This window comes from Rhodobacter sp. SY28-1, from assembly GCF_005222785.1.
Taxonomy (GTDB): domain Bacteria; phylum Pseudomonadota; class Alphaproteobacteria; order Rhodobacterales; family Rhodobacteraceae; genus Tabrizicola.
This window is the reverse complement of record NZ_STGH01000001.1, coordinates 20,861-40,274: the sequence shown is the minus strand read 5'-3', so window position 1 is coordinate 40,274 and position 19,414 is coordinate 20,861. Positions and strand designations below refer to the sequence as shown.

The following is a 19,414-nucleotide window of genomic DNA, read 5'->3' as shown; positions in this document are numbered from 1 at the left end:
CGGTCAACACCACGATTAATGCACGCTTTACGCGTGCGATCTACCTTTTTGGTTGTGTCAATGTTATGGCAAATTGTCGTTATTCACGCGAAGGTTGAGCGCTTGCGAATTGCATTCAATCGTAGTTGAGGCGATGTGATCCGGACGGCGATTTCGCCGTCTGAAAAGCGGGGCAACCAGGTCAAAATGCGTATAGCCGAGACTGTGACTTTTGGTGGCTCCGGACTGGACCGGAACGCGGCGCTGCGGCGAGATGCCGAGGGACTGGGCGAGGCCTTGGCCAGGGGGATGGTGCTGCCGATCTGGCGGGGCAAGCCGCTGGTGGCTGGCGATCGTCTGGCCTGGGTTCCGCAGGACCATCCGGTGCTGGCCTTGGGCGGGCCTGCGATCTTTCTGGGCATGGATGAAGGGCTGCCGCGCTTTGCCGTCGATCTGTCGGGCTGGGCGCCAGAGGCCGGGGCGGATGCGCCGGAAAGCGGGTTCTTCGACCAGACGGTCCAGCGGCATCCGGCGCTGGCGTCCGACACCGGCTTCACCGAACTGCGCGGTGTGATGACCCTGCTTGACCCGCGCGCGGCCGAGCTGGTGGCGACCGCCAAGGCGCTGGTGCAGTGGCACAGAAGCCATGGCTTCTGCTCGACCTGCGGGGCGGGGTCCGAGATGACGGAGGGCGGCTGGCAGCGGACCTGCCCGGCCTGCGGTGCCGATCACTTCCCGCGGACGGATCCGGTTGTCATCATGCTGGTAACACGGGGAAATTCGGTGCTTCTGGGGCGGAGCCCCGGATGGCCCGAGGGGATGTATTCCCTGCTGGCAGGATTCGTCGAACCCGGGGAAACCATCGAGGCCGCCGTGCGCCGCGAGGTGCTGGAAGAGACCGGCGTCAGGTGTGGAGCGGTCAGCTATCTGGCAAGCCAGCCCTGGCCATTTCCCGCCTCGTTGATGATCGGCGCGCGGTGCGAGGCGACGACGACCGAGATCAAGATTGACCCCCTGGAACTGGAGTCCGCGCTCTGGGTCAGTCGGGAAGAGCTGGTGCAGGCCTTTGCCGGTCGGCATCCGGTCATCCGCCCCAGCCGGAAAGGCGCAATTGCGAACTTCATTCTGCGCAACTGGCTTGCGGATCGGCTTGAATGACCCGATCTTCCTGCTATGCGGTTGACCTGACCGGACATTCACCCGTGGAGCGCAGATGAAACTGACGGCCAAGACCGACCTGGAAGTGCCTGCGGCTGCCGTCTATGCCACACTGATCGACCACGCGGCATGGGAGCGTGAGGCGATCCGTAACGGGGTTGAAATCGAACGTCCGGCAGGGACGCCCGCAATGGGCGTTGGGGCGGAGTGGCGCGTCCGTGGTCATTTCCGCGGCAAGGCGCGGAAGATGCTCTTGCGCATCAATGACCTGACGCCGGGCCAGCGGATCGCGATGGGGATCGACAGCCCCTCGATCGACGGCGTGACCAGTCTTGAGGTCATGGTCCTGTCGCCACGTCGCAGCAGGCTTCGCGTGGATCTGGAAGTGAAGCCGAAGACGCTGGCGGCACGGCTTTTCATCAACACGATGCGGCTGGCCAAGGGGCGGGTGCAGGCCCGGTTCGAAAAGGGGTTGGCGCGGCTCGGTTCGCGGATCAAGGAGCGTTACGACCGCAGCCAGTCACAGGCCTAGCCCCTCTCGCGGTCAGCCGGATAGACGCCGAGAATGCGGTGCTCGGAGGTGAAGTAGCGCAGCTCCTCAAGTGCAAGTGCCACGTTCGGGTCCTCGGGGTGGCCCTCGATGTCGGCGTAGAATTCCGTCGCGGTGAAGGTGCCGCCGACCATGTAGCTTTCCAGCTTGGTCATGTTGACGCCGTTGGTCGCGAAGCCGCCCATCGCCTTGTAAAGTGCCGCCGGGATGTTGCGGACGCGGAAGGTGAAGGTGGTGATCATCTTGCCCGTTCCGCGCCGCGTCAGGTCGGGAGTGCGCGACATCACCAGAAAGCGGGTGGTGTTGTTGGCCTGATCCTCGATGTGCCGGGCCAGGACGTCCAGCCCGTAGATCGACGCTGCGAGTTCGCTGGCCAGCGCCGCCTTGGTCTTGTCCTTGGCTTCGGCCACTTCGCGGGCCGCGCGGGCGTTGTCCGAGCTGACCTTGCCCCGGATGCCGTGCTTTTTCAGGAAGCCCGCGCATTGCGGCAGGATGACGACGTGGCCGTGGGCTTCCTGCACGTCCTCCAGCCGGGCGCCCGGCACGCCGAGAAGGTTGACATGCACCCGGACAAAAGCCTCGTCCACGATGTGCAGCCCGGCGCGCGGCAGCAGGGAATGGACGTCCGCGACCCGGCCATAGGTGGAATTCTCGACGGCCAGCATGCCAAGATCGACCTCACCGCGGGCGACCTTGTCCACCACTTCCTCGAAGGTGGTGCTGGGGACGGCTTCCATGTCCGGCCTGGATTGCTGGCAGGCCTGGTGCGAATAGGCCCCCAGCTCTCCCTGAAACGCGATGCGACCGACCATCTGACCTCGTCTCCCGTCGAAAACCTGCCCCGCGGGGCGTTTCGTCGCGCGTCTACACCTTGAAACCGGATGGGGGAAGCGGATAGATACCGCGCAACCCGAGACCCCAGATAGGTGAAACCCATGTTCGACACGATGACGATGACCAAGGCGGTGGGCGCGGTCTGCGGCTCGCTGCTGGTTCTGATGCTGGTGAACTGGGCTTCCGACGGACTGTATCACGTCGGCGCTTCGGGTCATGGTGGCGACCATGCCGAGGGGGAACTGACCCAGGCCTACACCATTGACACCGGCGAAGAGGCCGCACCCGCCGAGGGCGAGGTTGAGACGGTGGATGTCGCGGCGCTGATGGCGTCGGCGGACGCGGCCGCCGGCGAGGCGGTGTTCAAGAAATGCGGCTCGTGCCACAAGCTGGACGGGTCGGACGGCGTCGGTCCCCATCTGAACGGCGTCGTCGGGCGCAACCATGCGGCAGCGGCCGGCTTTGCCTATTCCGAAGCGATGGCCGCCAAGGCAGCCGAACCCTGGACGCCCGAGGCGCTGTTCGCCTTCCTGGAAAACCCGAAAAAGGCGCTGCCGGGCACCAAGATGGCCTTCGCAGGTCTGCCGAAGCCCGAAGACCGGGCGAACGTCATCGCCTACCTTGCGGCAAATCCCTGAAAGATTGCCTGATCGCAAAGCAAAGCCGCCCCCCGGGGCGGCTTTCTTTATTCCGCTCACGAAATCGCGCGGCACAATCGCGGCTTGTTGGCTCGACAAAGCCTGAATTAGCATAAATGAATGATCCAGGTGGAACGAAGGGGAGGCTGACGGATGCGGACAGACAAGCGGAGTGCAGCACGGGCAAAAGCAGCGAAATCCGGGCTTGGCCCCCTTGTCGCGACGGGATCGCTGATCCTGGCACTGGCCGCAGTCGCGATCCCCGCCCGGGCGGAGACGATCTTCAAGTCGCACGGGATTTCGACCTTCGGCGACCTGGCGCTTCCGGCCGACTTTCCGCACTTGCCCTATGTGAACCCCGATGCCCCCAAGGGTGGCGAGATCAGCCAGTGGTCGCCCGGCAGCTTCGACAGCTTCAACCCCTACACCATCCAGGGCAACGCCGCGGCCCTGTCCTCGATCTTCTACGAATCGATCCTGTCCGGCACGCTGGACGACGTCAGCGCCGCCTACTGCCTGCTGTGCGAAACGATCGAATACCCCGAGGATCGGTCCTGGGTGATCTTCAACCTGCGCAAGGACGTCACCTTTTCGGACGGCACCCCGTTCACTGCGGAAGACGTGCTTTTCAGCCACAACCTTTTCGCCGAGAAGGGCATCCCGGAATACCGATCGGTGGCCAACGAGAAGTTCCAGTCGGTCGAGGTGCTGGATCCCTACCGCATCAAGTTCACGTTTTCGCCCGGCACGCCTTTCCGCGACATGCCAGCCCAGGCCGGCAGCGGCCCGATCTTCTCGAAGAAGCACTACGAGGACAACAAGCTCGACCTTGAAAAGTCGAGCTTCACGCCTTTCCTCGGCACTGGGGCCTACGTCCTTGAAAGCTACAAGCCCGGCCAGCAGGTCATCTACAAGCGCAACCCGGATTACTGGGGCAATGCGCACCCGCTGAACGTCGGCCAGAACAACTTTGACCGCATCCGGATCGAATACTTCGGCGATGACAACGCCGCGATGGAGGCGTTCAAGGCGGGCGTCTACACCTTCCGCAACGAAGGCGATTCCAAGCGCTGGGCCACGGGCTATGATTTCCCGACAATCGCTTCGGGTGACGTGATCAAAGGGGTGTTCCCGTCGGGCAATATCGCGGGCGGGCAGTCGATCATCTTCAACCTCCGCCGGGAACAATTCCAGGACCCCAAGGTGCGCGAGGCTTTGGGCCTGGTCTTCAACTTCGAATGGTCGAACAAGTCGCTGTTCTACGGGCTGCTGGCGCGGATCAACTCGATCTGGGAGAACTCGGAAATGGCCGCCACGGGCGTCCCCACCCCGGGCGAGATCGCCATCCTGCAGCCCTTGGTTGATGAGGGTCTCCTGCCCGCCAGCATCCTGACGGACGAGGCGAAGATGGGCTCGGTTTCCTCCGAGGACCGGGCGCTGGACCGCAAGAACCTGCGCGCGGCATCTGCTCTTCTGGACGAGGCGGGCTGGACCGTGGGCGACGACGGGCTGCGCCGGAAGGACGGCAAGACGTTGCGGATGGCAATGGTCCATTCCCGCACCGACCTTTTGCCGGTGATGAACGCCTATGTCGAAAACCTGCGCGCGCTGGGCGTGGACGCGAGCTTTGAAATAATCGACGACCCGCAGCTGCAGGAACGCGCCAGCCCGCCAAACTTCGACTTCGACGCGCTGCCGACCACGGTGGTGAACGGAGGGCTTGAACCGGGTGGCGTGCTGAAACAGGCCTGGGCAAGCGTGGCAAAGGACAATTCCAGCCGCAACCGGATGGGCTATGCCGATCCGGCAGTGGACAAGATCCTGGAGCTGGTCGAGGCCGCCGACAGCCGCGAGGCGCTGCACACCACAGTCAAGGCGCTGGACCGCGTGCTGCGGTCGCAATGGGTGATCGTCCCCCGCTACTACAAGCGCGACAACTGGGTTGCCTACTACAACATGTACGAACACCCCGAGACGCTGCCCCCCTATGCTCTGGGCGAATTGTCGATCTGGTGGTACAACGCCGAAAAAGCCGACGCGCTGAAGGCCAAGGGCGTGTTGAAGTAACGAAAGACGGGCAGGGACTTTGGGCGCCTATATCCTCCGCCGGTTGCTGCTGGTGATCCCCACGCTGTTCGGCGTGATGGTCATCAACTTTGCGCTGACCCAGTTCGTCCCCGGCGGCCCGGTCGAGCAGGTCATCGCCCGGCTGGAAGGCGGCGGCGATTCCATCCAGAACCTCGGCGGCAGCGAAAATGCCGGGGTGCAGGAGGAAGGTGAGTTCAGCGCGGGCGGCGACAACGGCTATGTCGGCGCGCGCGGCCTGCCGCCCGAGTTCATCGCCAAGCTTGAGGTGCAGTTCGGTTTTGCCCGCATCGTCTGCGACGAAGGCTTCACCGGTACGCCCAGCGTGACCGCGCCGGAATGCCAGAAGGAGAAGATTCCGGCCGTCGAACGCTTCTTCATCATGATGGGCAACTACCTGACCTTCGACTTCGGCGAGAGCTACTTCCGCTCGATCTCCGTCGTCGATCTTGTGATCGAGAAGATGCCGGTGTCGATCACGCTGGGCCTCTGGTCGACGCTGATCGCCTACCTCGTCTCGATCCCCTTGGGCATCCGCAAGGCGGTGCGCGACGGGTCGCACTTCGACACCTGGACCAGCGGAGTCATCATCGCGGCCTATGCGATCCCCGGCTTCCTGTTCGCGATCCTGCTGATGGTCGTCTTCGCAGGCGGGTCCTACTTCCAGTGGTTCCCCCTGCGCGGGCTGACGTCCGACAACTGGGAGGAGCTTAGCCTCTGGGGCAAGACGGTCGATTACCTCTGGCACATCACCCTGCCGGTGACGGCGCAGCTGATTTCGTCCTTCGCGGTGCTGACGCTGCTGACGAAGAACAGCTTCCTCGACGAGATCAAGAAGCAATACGTCCTGACTGCCCGCGCCAAGGGCCTGTCCGAGGGCCGGGTCCTTTACGGCCACGTCTTCCGCAACGCCATGCTGATCGTGATCGCGGGCTTTCCGGGCCTGTTTCTGGCGGTGTTCTTTGGCTCCAGCCTGCTGATCGAGGTCATCTTCTCGCTGGACGGTCTGGGCCAGCTTGGCTTCCGCTCTGCCGTCGAACGTGACTACCCGGTGATCTTCGGCACGCTTTTCGCCTTTGGGCTGATCGGCCTTGTCGTCGGCATCCTGTCCGACCTGATGTATGTCTTCGTCGATCCCCGCATCGATTTTGAAAGGCGCGGGTGATGGCGCTTTCGGCCCTTAACCAGCGGCGCTGGCGGAACTTCAAGGCGAACCGGCGGGCCTATTGGTCCTTGTGGATCTTCCTGGTCCTTTACGGCATCTCGCTGTTGGCCGAGCTTATCGCCAACGACCGCCCGGTCCTCGTGCAATACCAGGGCAGCTACTACACCCCCGTCTTCAAGTTCTACCCCGAGGTGGCCTTCGGCGGCGACCTGCGGACCGAGGCCGACTACACCACGCCCGAAGTCCAGTGCCTGATCGTCTCGGGCGGGTCGCTGGATTGCTGGGACGACCCCGAGGGCATCAAGGCCGAGGCGGAGACAAAGGGCACCGCTGCGGGTGAGCCGGTGCAGGCAGGCTGGATTGTCTGGCCGCTGATTCCTTACAGCTTCAATACCATCGTCGACACCGGCGGCGTGGCCCCTGGGTCGCCCTCGGCGCAGAACTGGCTTGGCACCGACGACACCAGCCGCGACGTGCTGGCGCGGATCATCTACGGCTTCCGCCTGTCAGTCACCTTTGCGCTGATCGTGACCTTCGCCACCTCTGTCATCGGCATCGCGGCGGGGGCGGTGCAGGGCTATTTCGGCGGGTTGACCGACCTTCTCTTCCAGCGATTCATCGAGCTCTGGTCCTCGGTCCCCACACTTTACGTCATCATCATCGTGACCGCCGTCTGGGCGAAAAGTTTCTGGCTATTGGTCTTCCTCATGGTCCTCTTTGGCTGGACCAGCCTTGTCGGCGTCGTCAGGGCGGAATTCCTGCGCGCGCGGAACTTCGAGTACGTCCGCGCCGCCCGGGCGCTTGGGGTGGCCGACTGGCAGATCATGTTCCGCCATCTCCTCCCGAACGCCATGGTCGCCACGCTGACCCTCCTCCCCTTCGCGGTGACCGGGGCTATCGGCACGCTGGCGAGCCTTGATTACCTTGGCTTCGGCTTGCCGTCCGACCTGCCGTCCCTAGGCCAGCTGACGCGCCAGGCGCAGCAGAACCTGCAGGCGCCGCATCTCGCCTTCGTCGCCTTCTTCACCTTCGCGATCATGCTGTCGCTGCTGGTCTTCATCTTCGAAGGCGTCCGCGATGCCTTTGACCCGAGGAAGACGTTCCGATGAGCGTGCTTGAGGTCAAAGGCCTGACAGTCTCGTTCCGGCAGGACGGGCGGGTGATCCAGGCGGTGAAGGGGGTGTCGTTTTCCGTATCGAAGGGCGAGACGGTCGCCTTGGTCGGCGAAAGCGGGTCGGGGAAATCCGTGACCGCGCTGTCGACTGTGGGGCTCTTGTCGGACAATGCCGAGGTTTCCGGCTCGGTCACCTATCTGGGCAAGGAAATGGTCGGCGCGTCCGAGCGCGAGTTGCGCCGAGTCCGGGGCAACGACATCAGCTTCATCTTCCAGGAGCCGATGACCTCGCTGAACCCGCTGCACACCATCGAAAAGCAGCTTGCCGAAAGCCTGACGCTGCATCAGGGGCTGACCGGCGACAAGGCGCGCGCCCGGATCATCGAGCTGCTGGGCAAGGTCGGAATCCGGGATGCCGAAAGTCGCCTTGGGGCCTATCCGCATCAGTTGTCGGGTGGGCAGCGCCAGCGGGTGATGATCGCGATGGCGCTGGCGAACGGGCCGGAACTTCTGGTCGCGGATGAGCCCACCACCGCGCTGGACGTCACCATCCAGGCGCAGATCCTTGACTTGCTGGCCGATCTGAAGCGGGCCGAGGGTCTGAGCCTTCTGTTCATCACCCACGACCTTGGCATCGTCCGCCGCATCGCGGACCGGGTCTGCGTCATGCAGGGCGGCGAGATCGTTGAACAGGGGGTGACGGCCGAGATTTTCGCCAATCCGCAGCACCCCTACACGCAAAAGCTGCTGGCGGCCGAGCAGAAGGGTGGCCCGACGCCGGTGCCTGACACTGCAACGGAAGTGGTGCGGACGGATGCCCTGCGCATCTGGTTCCCGATCCAGAAGGGCCTGTTGCGCAAGACCGTCGGCCATGTGAAGGCGGTGAACGATGCGACGCTTTCGGTCCGGGCGGGTGAGACGCTGGGGATCGTCGGGGAAAGCGGCTCGGGCAAGACGACGCTGGCGCTGGCGATCCTGCGACTGATTGGGTCGACCGGCAAGGTGACCTTTCTGGGCCACGACATGCAGTCGCTGGGGCGGTCCGAATTGCGTGGCATGCGTCGAGAGATGCAGGTCGTGTTCCAGGACCCTTACGGCAGCTTGTCCCCGCGGATGACGGTCGAGGAGATCATTTCCGAAGGTCTGGGGGTCCATGGCGTCGAGGCCGGCCGGAACCGGCAGGAGATGGTGGCCGAGATCATGCGCGAGGTCGGTCTGGATCCGGCCACGATGCATCGCTACCCGCACGAATTCAGTGGCGGCCAGCGCCAGCGCATCGCCATTGCTCGGGCCATGATCCTGCGGCCGAAGCTTGTGGTGCTGGACGAACCGACCAGCGCCTTGGACATGACCGTCCAGGTCCAGATCGTGGAACTTCTGCGTGAGCTTCAGCGGAAATGGGGGCTGGCCTTCATCTTCATCAGTCATGACCTGCGGGTGATCCGGGCGATGGCGCACAAGGTCATGGTCATGCAGGCGGGCGATGTGGTCGAAGCTGGCGAATGCGAGGCCGTGTTTACCGATCCGCAAACCCCCTATACCAAAGCTCTGATGGCCGCCGCCTTCGGAGCCTGACGCTTGAAGCTTCTGTTCGTCCACCAGAACTTTCCGGGCCAGTTCCTGCATCTCGCCCCCGAGATGCAGCGTCTTGGCCATGATGTGCGGGCGATCACCGACGCGACCAATGACAAGACGTCGGACATCCCGATCCTGCGCTATACCTTCAAGCCGCCCGAAGTGGACTCGAAGGCAACGCGCCTAGGCCGCAATTTCACTGTGATGAGCGACCGGGCCGTCGTCGTTGCGCGCTTTGCGCAGAAGCTGCGGGCCGAAGGCTATGTGCCCGATGTCATCTACGGCCATTCCGGCTGGGGCGAGACGCTGTTCCTGAAAGAGGTCTGGCCCGAGGCGAAGCTGCTGGTCTTTGCCGAGCTTTACTATCGCGGGCATGGGGCCGACACCGGCTTTGACCCCGAGTTTCAGGCGCAGGGTTTCGATCAGGTGATGATTGCACAGTCGCGCGCGGCCTATATGGCGCAGGCCCTGGTCCATTCCGATGGCGGGGTCACGCCGACGCGCTGGCAGGCCAGCACGCACCCCCCCGCCCTGCGCAACCTGCTTGAGGTGATCTTCGACGGGGTGGACTGCGACCGGCTGGCCCCGAACCCGCAGGCGACCTTCACGCTGCCGAATGGACGGACCCTGCGCCGGGGCGATGAGGTGCTGACTTTCATCAACCGGAACCTCGAACCCTATCGCGGCTACCACATCTTCATGCGGGCGCTGCCCGATGTGCTGGCGGCCCGACCCGACGCGCAGGTCGTGATCGTGGGCGGCAACGAGGTCAGCTATGGCCATGCCCCCAAGGACGGGCGCTCGTGGAAGGACGTCATCCTGGATGAGGTGAAGGATCGTCTGGACCTGTCGCGCGTCCATTTCACCGGGCGTGTGCCCTATGACCGGCTGGTGAATCTGATCCACGTCAGCCGGGTCCACGCCTATCTGACCTATCCCTTCGTCCTGTCCTGGTCGATGGTGGAGACCCTGGCGGCCGGGACGCTGGTCGTGGGTTCGGACACCGGACCCGTGGCCGAAGTCATCACCGACGGGGTGAACGGCCGCCTGGTCGACTTCTTCGACGTCCCGGCCTGGTCCGCGGCGCTGACCGATGCGCTGGCCCGGCCCGAGGCCTATCTCCAGATGCGCGAGGCTGCCCGGCAACTGGTGAGAGAGCGTTATGACCTGCGGTCGGTCTGCCTGCCGAGACAGATCGCGCATCTGACCCGGCTGGCGCGCAGCTGAGCGGCGTCAGATGGCCGAGGAATGTTTCGCCCGGCTGTTGTCATAGGCGTCGAAGGCGCGGGCGATCATTCGCGTGAGGGGGCGGCCGCGATCGGGGATGCGCAGACCCTCCTCTGTCACCCGCACCATGTCGCCGAACTCTGCCACAGCGGCCTGGAACAGGGTCTCGATCCGGTCGGCACTGACCTCGAACGCTTGCAGAAGCTCGGCCCGCGACACCTGGAAGTCGCACATCAGCGCCTCGATGATTCGCGCGCGCAACAGATCCTCGCCCCGGAAGGCGTGCCCCCTGTGGGTCGAGAACTGCCCCGCCCGGATCGCCTTGGTGTGTTCGGCAGTGCCCGAGGCATTCTGCGCAAATCCTTGCGGAAAGCGGCTGATCGACGAAGCGCCAAGCCCGATCAGGACCGGGGCGGGATCGTCGGTGTAGCCCTGGAAGTTCCGCCGCAACGTGCCAGCCCGCAGGGCGCGCGCCATCCCGTCTTCGGGCCGGGCGAAGTGATCCATCCCGACCTCGACATAGCCATCCCACAGGAACAACTGCCGCGCGGTTTCGAACAGCGAGAGGCGCTCCTCCGGGGTGGGCATCGCATCCGAGGGAATCATCTGCTGCCGACGACTCATCCACGGGACATGGGCATAGCCGTACAGCGCGACCCGATCCGGAGACAGGGTCAACAGCTTCTGGACGGAGTCGGCGATACGCGGTCCGGTCTGGAACGGCAGGCCGTACAGGATGTCGGCGTTCAGGCTGGCCACTCCGCGATCGCGGATCCGGGCAGCGACATCCCGGGTCAGGTCATAGGCCTGCTCGCGCCCAATGGCCTTCTGGATCATCGGATCGAAGTCCTGCACGCCAATCGAGGCTCGGTTCATCCCGGCCGCTGCCAGAGCGTCAAGCCGCGCGTCGTCGATCTCGTTCGGGTCGATCTCGACCGAGAACTCGCCATCCGCCTCCATCGGTGCGACGGTCAGGATCGTATTGGCCAGATCGCGAATCAGGTCCGCCGAAAGCAGGGTCGGCGTGCCACCACCCCAATGCAACCGGCTGAGCGAGACCCCTCGGGGCAGGTGGGCGCGCAGAAGCGCCAGCTCGGCCTTCAGCGTCTGCACATAGGCCCGCACCGGCTCGTCCGAAGTGGTGCCCTGCGTGCGACAGGCGCAGAACCAGCAGAGCCGCCGACAGAACGGCACATGCAGGTAAAGCGAGATCTGGCTGTATTCGGGCACCGCCTCGATCCAGGCGGCAAAGTTGCGCGGCCCCACGTCGGGCCCGAAATGCGGCGCCGTCGGATAAGAGGTGTACCGGGGCACGCGTGCGTCGAATAGACCGAGGCGGGCGAGTTGCGGGTCATGTTCCATCAGTCTAGGATATGGTTGTGGGGCAGGCGGCTCCTTGACGCAGATCAACGCGAGGCAGCCAGGATGATCGAGCACTCGGTTCACGTTCAGTGCGGAGAATGCCCGATCCGTCACCGTGCGGTCTGCGCACGCTGTGACACCGACGAACTGTCCCGGCTGGAGCAGATCAAGTACTACCGCAGCTTCCAGGCCGGGCAGACCATCATCTGGTCGGGCGACCGGATGGAGTTCGTGGGCTCGGTGGTCAGCGGCATCGCGTCGCTGACGCAGACGATGGAGGACGGGCGCCGCCAGATGGTGGGGCTTCTGCTGCCTTCGGATTTTGTCGGACGGCCGGGCCGGCCCACGGCGGCCTTCGACGTGACGGCGACGACCGACCTTGTCATGTGCTGCTTCCGCAAGAAGCCGTTCGAAGAGCTGATGTCGACAACGCCGCATGTCGCGCAACGTCTGCTGGAAATGACGCTGGACGAACTGGACGCAGCGCGCGAGTGGATGCTGCTTCTGGGGCGCAAGACAGCGCGCGAGAAGATCGCCTCGCTGATCTCGATCATCGCGCGGCGCGATGCCGCCCTGCATCACCGGCGTGCCTCGGGCGCCCTGTCCGTCGATCTGCCGCTGACCCGTGAGGAAATGGCGGATTACCTTGGGCTGACGCTGGAAACGGTCAGCCGCCAGATCAGCGCGCTGAAGCGGGACGGTGTCATCAGCCTGGAAGGCAATCGCCACGTCACGGTCCCCGACATCGACCGGCTTCTGGAAGAGGCCGGCGACGACAACGACGGCGGGATGCTGGTCTGACCCTTTCAACCGCGTGATTGACCCGGCCTGATCCCGGCAATCGGGTAGCCACGCGAGCAATTGCCAGCCATTAGCCTGACCTTCACGAGTTGGATCCAGACTTAATCTGATTGCCAAAAGCGTTAACGAATTCCATTCGTTGCATAGGCTGGGGGATTTGATGCAAGAAAGCCATAGGACCGTCAAAGCGGCACTTGCCCAGCGCGATGAGCCTTTCTCCCAGAACGCGAATAGGGTATCCGTGGCAGCGAAAAGATGCGCTTCCGGCGGGAGAAAAAGATGAGCAGAACAATCAAGCAGGCCCTGATTCTTGGCGCACTTCTGCCCTTCGGGCTTGCAGCGAACGCGCAGGACGCGGGGTTCGTCCAGCTGACCTATGGTTCGATCGACGCGACGAACGGTTTTTCTGACCGCGATTACATCGGCCTCAATTCCCGGTTTGTCCTGAATTCGGGCACCGCGATCCTTATGGACATCACCAAGCAGGACCGCGAAGAGAAGGTGACTTCGATCAGCCTCGGGGCGGAATTCTCGGCCGGATCGGGCAGCCTGCGCTTTGTCGTAGACCATTCCAATTCGGATCTCGGCACCGCCCCCGACTGGAAATATGCGCTCGGGTATCGCTACAATGCGGGCGCCAGCACGATCTACGATTTCGAGCTGAGCCGGTCGAACTATGAAGGCGACATCGAATCCACCAGCCTGCGTGGCGAAGTGGTGAAGTACTTCCCCGAAATGGCGAATGGTTCGTATTTCGTGACCCAGCTCAGCGCGGCGATCGTCGACAACAGCGGCTCGGCCGACATGGGCTATGACGTCGCTGCGGTTGCGACGCTGGTGACCCCCAGTGGCCTGAACATTGGCGCAGAGCTCGGCTTCGGCCAGATCGCTTATGACCTGGCGCCGCTGGCCCCGGTCAACAACGACTACACTGCGTTCAAGCCCTTCGTGTCCTACCGGTTCTCCGAAAAGGCCGAAGTCATTCTACGCGGTGAGTTCGTGGACACCGACCTCTACGATCTGGAAGGCGCCTCCATCGGTCTCAAACTCGGCCTATGACCGGGGCGGCAATCGCCCTCCTGGTTGCCTGGAACGTCACGACGACCCTTCTGGCCCTGATGGTCCTAGTCCGTCAGGTGACGGTGACTTTGCTGTTCCACTTCGGTCGGCGCGGGACTTCAGGGCTTCTGGTATCGGACAAGAGCCTTCCCAAGGTCACGGTGATCGTCCCGGCCCACAATGAAGAGCGGGTGCTGTACGGCTGCCTCGAATGCCTGACCCGGATGGATTATCCGTCCGACCGGTACGAGATCATCGTGATCAACGACCGATCCCGGGACGGTACCGGGGCCATCGCCGATGATTTCGCCGCGCGCCATCCTTTTGTGCGGGTCATTCACCGGCCAAAGGATGCGGCACCCGGCAAGCCGGCTGCCCTTCTGGACGCGATCAACGGCTCGACCTCGGAAATCCTGGTCTTCTTCGATGCCGACTACCTGCCACCGCCCCAGATCATCCGCCGTCTTGTCGCGCCCTTCGCCGACCCGCTGGTCGGCGCCACTATGGGCCGCGTCGTGCCCTACAACGCCAATGCCAACATGCTGACCAAGCTTCTGGATCTGGAGCGACGGGGCGGCTACGTCGTCGACCAGGAAGTGCGGCACCGCATGTCGCTTCTGCCGCAGTTCGGCGGCACGACTGGCGCGGTTCGCCGCTCGGCGCTGGAGGCGGTCGGGGGCTGGAACACCATCTCGCTGGCCGAGGATACCGACCTGACCTACCGGCTGTTCATCGCGGGCATGCGGGTGGCCTATGTCGCGGGCGCCGAATGCTATGAGGAGAGCCCCGAGACCTGGCAGGTGCGCTATCGCCAGGTCAAGCGCTGGGCCATCGGGCATAACGATTGCCTCGGGCGCTATTTCTTCGCAACGCTGCGCGCGACCCGCCAGCCGCTGATGGCGCGGCTCGATGCGGCCCTGGTCCTGCTGGTCTATACCGTTCCCAGTCTCGTGCTCTTGAACCTTGTCATCGCGCTGGCAATGCCCACGCAACTGGGCGAGACTTGGGCAAGCCTGTCGATCATGACAGTGTCGCTGACACTGTTTACCGGCATCGGCAACTTTGCCCCCTTCTACCAGATCGCGGCAGGATGCGTGTCAGACGGGCAGCGGCGGGCCTTTTCGGCGGTTCCTTTCCTGTTCGTGTCGTCCTTCACCAGCCTTCTGGCCTGCAATGTCGGGGTTCTGCAGCTTTTGAAGGACAAGCTTTTCGGCATCACGACGCAGTGGGACAAGACCCAGCGCTTCCGCGGCTCGGCATAGGGGCTGCGTCGGTGCTCAACACCCTGATTGCCGTCGTGGTCTACGAATGTCTGGTGGCGCTGGTCTTCATCCTGTGCTGGCGGCTGGTGCGCCAAGTCGATACCCGCCTGCCGATCTCGACATCGGAAGGGCCCGAACAACGGCTGCGTTCCGGTCCGCTGACCTCGGGCAGAGGCCCGCAAGACACGGCCGGAGCGCACTGGCAGGTCTTCACCTTCCTTGTCTCGGCAGCTGTGCTGGTCGGCGTTGCACTGTCGTTCTCCGGGACGCTCGCGGACCTTCGCGCCAGCCTTGTTGCTTCGGATACCGTTTTTCGAACCATGGACCTGGATCCCCAGGTCATGCGGCTGGTCCTGCCAGTCGGGCAACTGGCACTTCTCTTGATCCTGTTCCTGCTATTCCGGAACTCGGTGCTGTTCCCGGCGATCGTGGTCCACCTGTTCCTGATCGTCTTCTGCCTTCTGGTGAGCCTCGTGGATCCTGGTCGGATCGACCCGGCCCGGTTGACCCTGGTTCCGATCTTCACCACCAACCTGGTGCTGCTGATCCTGACCCATGGTCTCTTGACGCTCCTGTTCTGCCGCTCTCCGCTAGAACTTGTCGGCTCAGTTGTGCTGGCGGCCATAGCGGGTACCATCCTGGCCCTTGGGACCATGGTCATCTCGCTGATTTCCAGCCTGCTGGGCGGGCCACTGTTCTTCTTCCAGCTTTACCTGGTCTCGGCCTTCGGCATCTTCGGGCTGTATTTCTGCGTCTCGTCGATCCTGCTGGCGCTTTGGGCGCGCGACTAGCAGAGGTCTTCAGCCCGCCCGCGCGAAGCTTCCGGCCGTCGAAAGCGCCCAAGCCTCGGCAAATCGGGGCGAGGAGGCCGGATCGGCGGTCAGCTGGCCCGGGGCAAGCTGCTCATACTGCTCGGCCAGCGAGATCACCTTGTCCGAGGAGGCGCGGCGCAGGAAGTGATGCGGCCGCAGATCGGACGGATGCGCAAGTCCTGCGGCAGCCACCAGTTCGGCCAGCGTGTGCAGCGTGTTGCGGTGAAAGCTCGTGACCCTTTCGGCCTTGTCCGGCACCACGATGGCGCGCTGGCGCAACGGGTCCTGCGTGGCAACCCCGGTCGGACATTCGCCCGTATGGCAAGACTGCGCCTGGATGCAGCCGACCGCGAACATGAAGCCGCGTGCCGCGTTGCACCAGTCCGCCCCCAGCGCCATGACTCGCGCCATGTCGAAGGCCGAGGTGATCTTTCCGCTTGCCCCGATCTTCACCCGGTCCCGCACGCCGATCCCCACCAGAGCATTGTGCACCAGGCTGAGGCCATCGCGCAGCGGCATGCCCACATGGTCCATGAACTCCAGCGGCGCCGCGCCGGTGCCGCCCTCTTTTCCATCCACGACGATGAAATCGGGGCTGATCCCGGTCGCCAGCATCGCCTTGCAGATCGCCATGAACTCCCACGGGTGGCCAATGCACAGCTTGAACCCCGCGGGTTTTCCCCCCGAAAGGTCCCGCATCTCGGCGATGAACTCCAGAAGGCCGACCGGAGTCGAAAAGACCGAATGGCTGGCCGGGGAAATGCAGTCCTGCCCCATAGGCACGCCCCGGATGCGGCTGATCTCTTCGGTTACCTTGGCAGCAGGCAGCACGCCGCCGTGGCCCGGCTTGGCCCCCTGGCTCAGCTTCAGCTCGACCATCTTGATCTGCGGGTCCGCCGCGACATCGGCGAACTTTGCCGGGTCGAACCGGCCGTCGGTCCCTCGCGCGGAGAAATAGCCCGAGCCAAGTTCCCAGACGAGATCCCCGCCGTGTTCGCGGTGATAGGGCGACACCCCGCCTTCGCCGGTGTCATGGAAGAACCCGCCCGCCTTCGCCCCCTTGTTCAAGGCGCGGATGGCGTTTGCCGACAGCGAGCCGTAGCTCATCGCCGAGATGTTCAGGAGGCTTGCCGAATAGGGCTGCTTGCACCCGGCGCCGACGGTGGCGTGCATCGCCTCATGCGTCAGGGCCTGGGCCGGGGCGATGGAGTGGTGCAGCCATTCGTACTGTTCCTGATAGACGTCGTATTGGGTGCCGAAGGGCCGCTTGTCCAGATCGCGCTTGGCGCGCTGATAGACGATGGCCCGCTTGTCACGCGGAAACGGCGTGCCGTCCTTGTCGCCTTCGAAGAAATACTGGCGCATTTCGGGACGGATCGATTCCAGGAAGAACCGCAGATGCGCTGCCACCGGATAGTTGCGCAGGACGGCATGGCGGGTCTGGCGCAGGTCATGCAGGCCCACGAGGACCGAGAGGAGGCACAGCGCGCCTGCGGGCAGCAGCCACCAGGTCTGACCCGGAAAAGCCAGCATCAGCAGGGCTGCCACAACGATCAGGATCGCAGGCCAGGTGATCAGCGCATAGCGCAGGTTGAAGATCGTGGACAGCATTCCAGCCCCCGGTTCGGTTCGGGCCAGAGTTAACCATGGAACTTGAAACTTGCTTAACGGAATTCAGAACGGGACGGGGGCGGTGAAAGTCATTCGGTCTTTCGTGACGGGATGGTGCAGCGACAGGGATTCCGCATGCAACATCAGGCGCTTGTGATGGGTCAAGGTTTCGGGCGCATAGATCTGGTCGCCAAGGATCGGATGCCCGAGTGACAGCATGTGGACGCGCAGCTGGTGGCTCCGCCCGGTATGGGGGGTCAGGCGGACGCGGGTTTCGCCGGGGCTGCGGCTGATCACCTGCCAATCGGTCACAGCGGGGCGGCCATGGTCGTGGTCCACTTTCTGCCTCGGGCGGTAGTCCCAATCGCTGCCCAAGGGCAAGTCGACAGTGCCGCTGTCACCCGCAAGGTCGCCCTGCAGGCGCGCGACATAGGTCTTCTGGGCCCGGCGCAGTTCGAATTCCTGCCCGAGGAACCCCTGCGCCTGCTTGGTGCGGGCGAAGATGATGACACCGCTGGTGTCGCAATCCAGCCGATGCACCGTCAGCGCATCCCAGCGCTTGGCCTGAAGCCGGGCAATCAGACAGTCCTGCCGGTTTTCTAGCTTGCCCGGAACGGTCAGCAGGCCCGCAGGCTTGTTCAGCACCAGGATCGCGGCATCTTCGTGCAGGATGTCCAGCGGCACATCCGGCGGGTCATAGGCAAAATCCGGGATCAGCGAGGGCTTATGCAACCGTGTGGCCTTCGGTGATTAGGCGAGCGTGGAGGTGGCGGATATGGGCCGGACCGACCTCGCAACAGCCGCCGATCAGCGTGGCGCCCTGCGCGACCCAGCCCATGGCAAACTCGGTATAGCGCTCGGGCGACAGGTCGTGACGCGCGCAATATTCTGGCGCGCTGGTGCCATGGGTGTGCGGCGTGATCTCGGAAAACCCGTTGGCATAGGCCCCGAACGGCAGCCCCAGCGGCTGCAGCGCCGTCATCGCGGCGGACATCGCCTCGGGCATCGAGCAGTTGGCAAGGACCGCATCCGCTGGCGTCTCGGCCAGCACATCCGCCAAAGCCGCGACAGGTTCGCCCGAGCGCAGCCGCGTCCCGTCTCGGTCCTGCACCGAGACCGAAATCCAGACCGGCCGGTCGGTGGTGCGCGCGCCCTTCAGCGCGCCACGGGCCAGGTCCAGCGAAGAAATCGTCTCGATCAGGATCAGATCGACATGGGCGGCAAGGATGCGCGCCTTCTCGGCATAAAGCGCGGTCGAAACCTCGACCGGCGGGGTCAGGTCGGGGCGATAGCTTTCGCCGAGCGGGCCCATTGACCCGGCAATCTTCCCGCGTCCCGCAGTGGCCCGCGCCTCATGCGCCTCGGCCAGCGCGCGGAGGTGGAGGGCGTGGTAGAGACTGTCGAGCCCGTGCGGGATCAGACGGTCATGCAGGATGTTGTAGGTGTTGGTCGTTGCCAGGCTGGCCCCGGCGGCGAAGTAGTCTTCATGGATCGCGCGGACCAGACCGGGGTGGTCGATCATCACCCGTGTCGCCCAAAGCGGCCCAGGGTCGCTGCCCGCACGGGCGATCAGTTCCTGGCCCATGCCGCCGTCGAGAAGGGTGATTTCAGTCATCTTGGGTCCTGTCGTTGCGTCTTTGCCCAGCGGCTGGGGGTTTCACACCCCCAGACCCCCGTGGGATATTTGGAGAAGAGAAAACACAATTTTAGTCGAAGTGTTCAGACCGCGTCGTGGAAAACCTCAGCCAGCAGCGGGACGAGCCAATCTTCGTCTTCCTTCGTGAACGCCGCAGGGCTGTCGCTGTCAAGGTCGAGCACGCCAAGGAGTTTGCCCTGGCCGTTCCAGACTGGCAGGACAAGCTCTGACCGGGTGCTGGACGAACAGGCGATGTGGCCGGGGAAGGCCTCGACATCCGGCACGTTCTGGATCTGGCCGCTTCGGGCTGCAGCGCCACAGACCCCACGGCTGAAGGGGATCACGAGACAGCCGTGGCCGCCCTGATAGGGTCCGATCTTCAGCAGTTCGGGGCCGGTGACGCGGTAGAAGCCGGTCCAGTCGCAGCAGGGATGGGCGTGGTGGATCTCGCAGGCGACGGTGGCCATCAGCGCGACCGTGTCCGTTTCGCCTTGGGTCAGGGCGCGGATCGCGACGGTGATCGCGGGGCGGTCGACGGTCAGGGTG

The 19,414-nt window shown here is 64.1% G+C and carries 18 protein-coding genes; 12 read left to right on the top strand and 6 right to left on the bottom strand.

Going from position 1 to position 19,414, the window contains the following annotated elements:
- Window positions 1-186: 186 nt before the first annotated feature.
- Together nudC and E8M84_RS00185 are read left to right on the top strand one after the other, a co-directional pair.
- Window positions 187-1,137 (top strand): NAD(+) diphosphatase, encoded by a 951-nt coding sequence (nudC, locus tag E8M84_RS00190; protein ID WP_137109162.1) that lies wholly within the window; start codon window positions 187-189, stop codon window positions 1,135-1,137.
- A gap of 55 nt (window positions 1,138-1,192) precedes the next feature.
- Window positions 1,193-1,669 carry an SRPBCC family protein gene (locus E8M84_RS00185; RefSeq protein ID WP_137109161.1) on the top strand — a complete coding sequence of 159 codons (477 nt, stop codon included), beginning with the start codon at window positions 1,193-1,195 and terminating at the stop codon, window positions 1,667-1,669.
- Here E8M84_RS00185 and E8M84_RS00180 read toward each other — a convergent pair.
- Complete coding sequence (locus E8M84_RS00180; RefSeq protein ID WP_137109160.1) at window positions 1,666-2,499, bottom strand: prephenate dehydratase; 834 nt, start codon at window positions 2,497-2,499, stop codon at window positions 1,666-1,668. The two genes, E8M84_RS00185 and E8M84_RS00180, sit on opposite strands and share 4 nt — an antisense overlap.
- 123 nt (window positions 2,500-2,622) lie before the next feature.
- On the opposite strand from E8M84_RS00180, the gene E8M84_RS00175 reads away from it, so the two are divergent.
- The 6 genes from E8M84_RS00175 (at window position 2,623) to E8M84_RS00150 (ending at window position 10,325) form a co-directional block, all read left to right on the top strand.
- The gene (locus E8M84_RS00175) at window positions 2,623-3,159 is read left to right on the top strand and encodes a cytochrome c family protein (RefSeq protein WP_137109159.1); all 537 of its coding nucleotides are present in this window, start codon (window positions 2,623-2,625) and stop codon (window positions 3,157-3,159) included.
- Window positions 3,160-3,312: 153 nt separating this feature from the next.
- Window positions 3,313-5,226, top strand: a complete 1,914-nt coding sequence (locus tag E8M84_RS00170) for an extracellular solute-binding protein (RefSeq protein WP_137109158.1) — start codon at window positions 3,313-3,315, stop codon at window positions 5,224-5,226.
- Between the two features lie 19 nt (window positions 5,227-5,245).
- The gene (locus tag E8M84_RS00165; RefSeq protein WP_137109157.1) at window positions 5,246-6,409 is read left to right on the top strand and encodes a microcin C ABC transporter permease YejB; all 1,164 of its coding nucleotides are present in this window, start codon (window positions 5,246-5,248) and stop codon (window positions 6,407-6,409) included.
- A complete protein-coding gene (locus E8M84_RS00160) occupies window positions 6,409-7,518 on the top strand; it encodes an ABC transporter permease (RefSeq protein ID WP_137109156.1) in 1,110 nt (369 codons plus the stop codon). The genes E8M84_RS00165 and E8M84_RS00160 overlap by 1 nt, the downstream gene beginning before the upstream one ends.
- On the top strand, window positions 7,515-9,098 hold the full coding sequence (locus E8M84_RS00155) for an ABC transporter ATP-binding protein (RefSeq protein WP_137109155.1): 1,584 nt from the start codon (window positions 7,515-7,517) through the stop codon (window positions 9,096-9,098). Before E8M84_RS00160 ends, E8M84_RS00155 begins: the two co-directional genes overlap by 4 nt.
- Window positions 9,099-9,101: 3 nt before the next feature.
- A complete protein-coding gene (locus tag E8M84_RS00150) occupies window positions 9,102-10,325 on the top strand; it encodes a glycosyltransferase (RefSeq protein WP_137109154.1) in 1,224 nt (407 codons plus the stop codon).
- A 6-nt stretch (window positions 10,326-10,331) separates the two neighbouring features.
- Here the strand turns inward: E8M84_RS00150 and hemN are convergent, their stop codons facing one another.
- On the bottom strand, window positions 10,332-11,687 hold the full coding sequence (gene hemN / locus E8M84_RS00145) for an oxygen-independent coproporphyrinogen III oxidase (RefSeq protein WP_137109153.1): 1,356 nt from the start codon (window positions 11,685-11,687) through the stop codon (window positions 10,332-10,334).
- Between the two features lie 63 nt (window positions 11,688-11,750).
- Between hemN and fnrL the strand changes: the two genes are divergently transcribed.
- The 4 genes from fnrL to E8M84_RS00125 all read left to right on the top strand — a co-directional run bounded on the left by fnrL (window position 11,751) and on the right by E8M84_RS00125 (window position 15,600).
- Window positions 11,751-12,488, top strand: coding sequence for a transcriptional regulator FnrL (gene fnrL, locus E8M84_RS00140; protein WP_137109152.1), 738 nt, complete (start codon window positions 11,751-11,753; stop codon window positions 12,486-12,488).
- 279 nt (window positions 12,489-12,767) lie between these two features.
- The gene (locus E8M84_RS00135) at window positions 12,768-13,547 is read left to right on the top strand and encodes a hypothetical protein (RefSeq protein ID WP_137109151.1); all 780 of its coding nucleotides are present in this window, start codon (window positions 12,768-12,770) and stop codon (window positions 13,545-13,547) included.
- Complete coding sequence (locus E8M84_RS00130; protein WP_205914552.1) at window positions 13,544-14,809, top strand: glycosyltransferase family 2 protein; 1,266 nt, start codon at window positions 13,544-13,546, stop codon at window positions 14,807-14,809. The genes E8M84_RS00135 and E8M84_RS00130 overlap by 4 nt, the downstream gene beginning before the upstream one ends.
- Window positions 14,810-14,820: 11 nt before the next feature.
- On the top strand, window positions 14,821-15,600 hold the full coding sequence (locus E8M84_RS00125; RefSeq protein ID WP_137109150.1) for a hypothetical protein: 780 nt from the start codon (window positions 14,821-14,823) through the stop codon (window positions 15,598-15,600).
- 9 nt (window positions 15,601-15,609) lie between these two features.
- Here E8M84_RS00125 and E8M84_RS00120 read toward each other — a convergent pair whose 3' ends face one another.
- From E8M84_RS00120 to E8M84_RS00105, 4 genes are all read right to left on the bottom strand, one after another.
- Window positions 15,610-17,232 carry an FMN-binding glutamate synthase family protein gene (locus E8M84_RS00120; RefSeq protein ID WP_137109149.1) on the bottom strand — a complete coding sequence of 541 codons (1,623 nt, stop codon included), beginning with the start codon at window positions 17,230-17,232 and terminating at the stop codon, window positions 15,610-15,612.
- A 63-nt stretch (window positions 17,233-17,295) separates the two neighbouring features.
- Window positions 17,296-17,964 carry an RluA family pseudouridine synthase gene (locus tag E8M84_RS00115; protein WP_240790249.1) on the bottom strand — a complete coding sequence of 223 codons (669 nt, stop codon included), beginning with the start codon at window positions 17,962-17,964 and terminating at the stop codon, window positions 17,296-17,298.
- Complete coding sequence (locus tag E8M84_RS00110) at window positions 17,957-18,847, bottom strand: homocysteine S-methyltransferase family protein (protein WP_137109148.1); 891 nt, start codon at window positions 18,845-18,847, stop codon at window positions 17,957-17,959. The genes E8M84_RS00115 and E8M84_RS00110 overlap by 8 nt, the downstream gene beginning before the upstream one ends.
- A gap of 104 nt (window positions 18,848-18,951) precedes the next feature.
- On the bottom strand, window positions 18,952-19,410 hold the full coding sequence (locus E8M84_RS00105) for a GAF domain-containing protein (RefSeq protein WP_240790319.1): 459 nt from the start codon (window positions 19,408-19,410) through the stop codon (window positions 18,952-18,954).
- Window positions 19,411-19,414 lie beyond the last annotated feature (4 nt).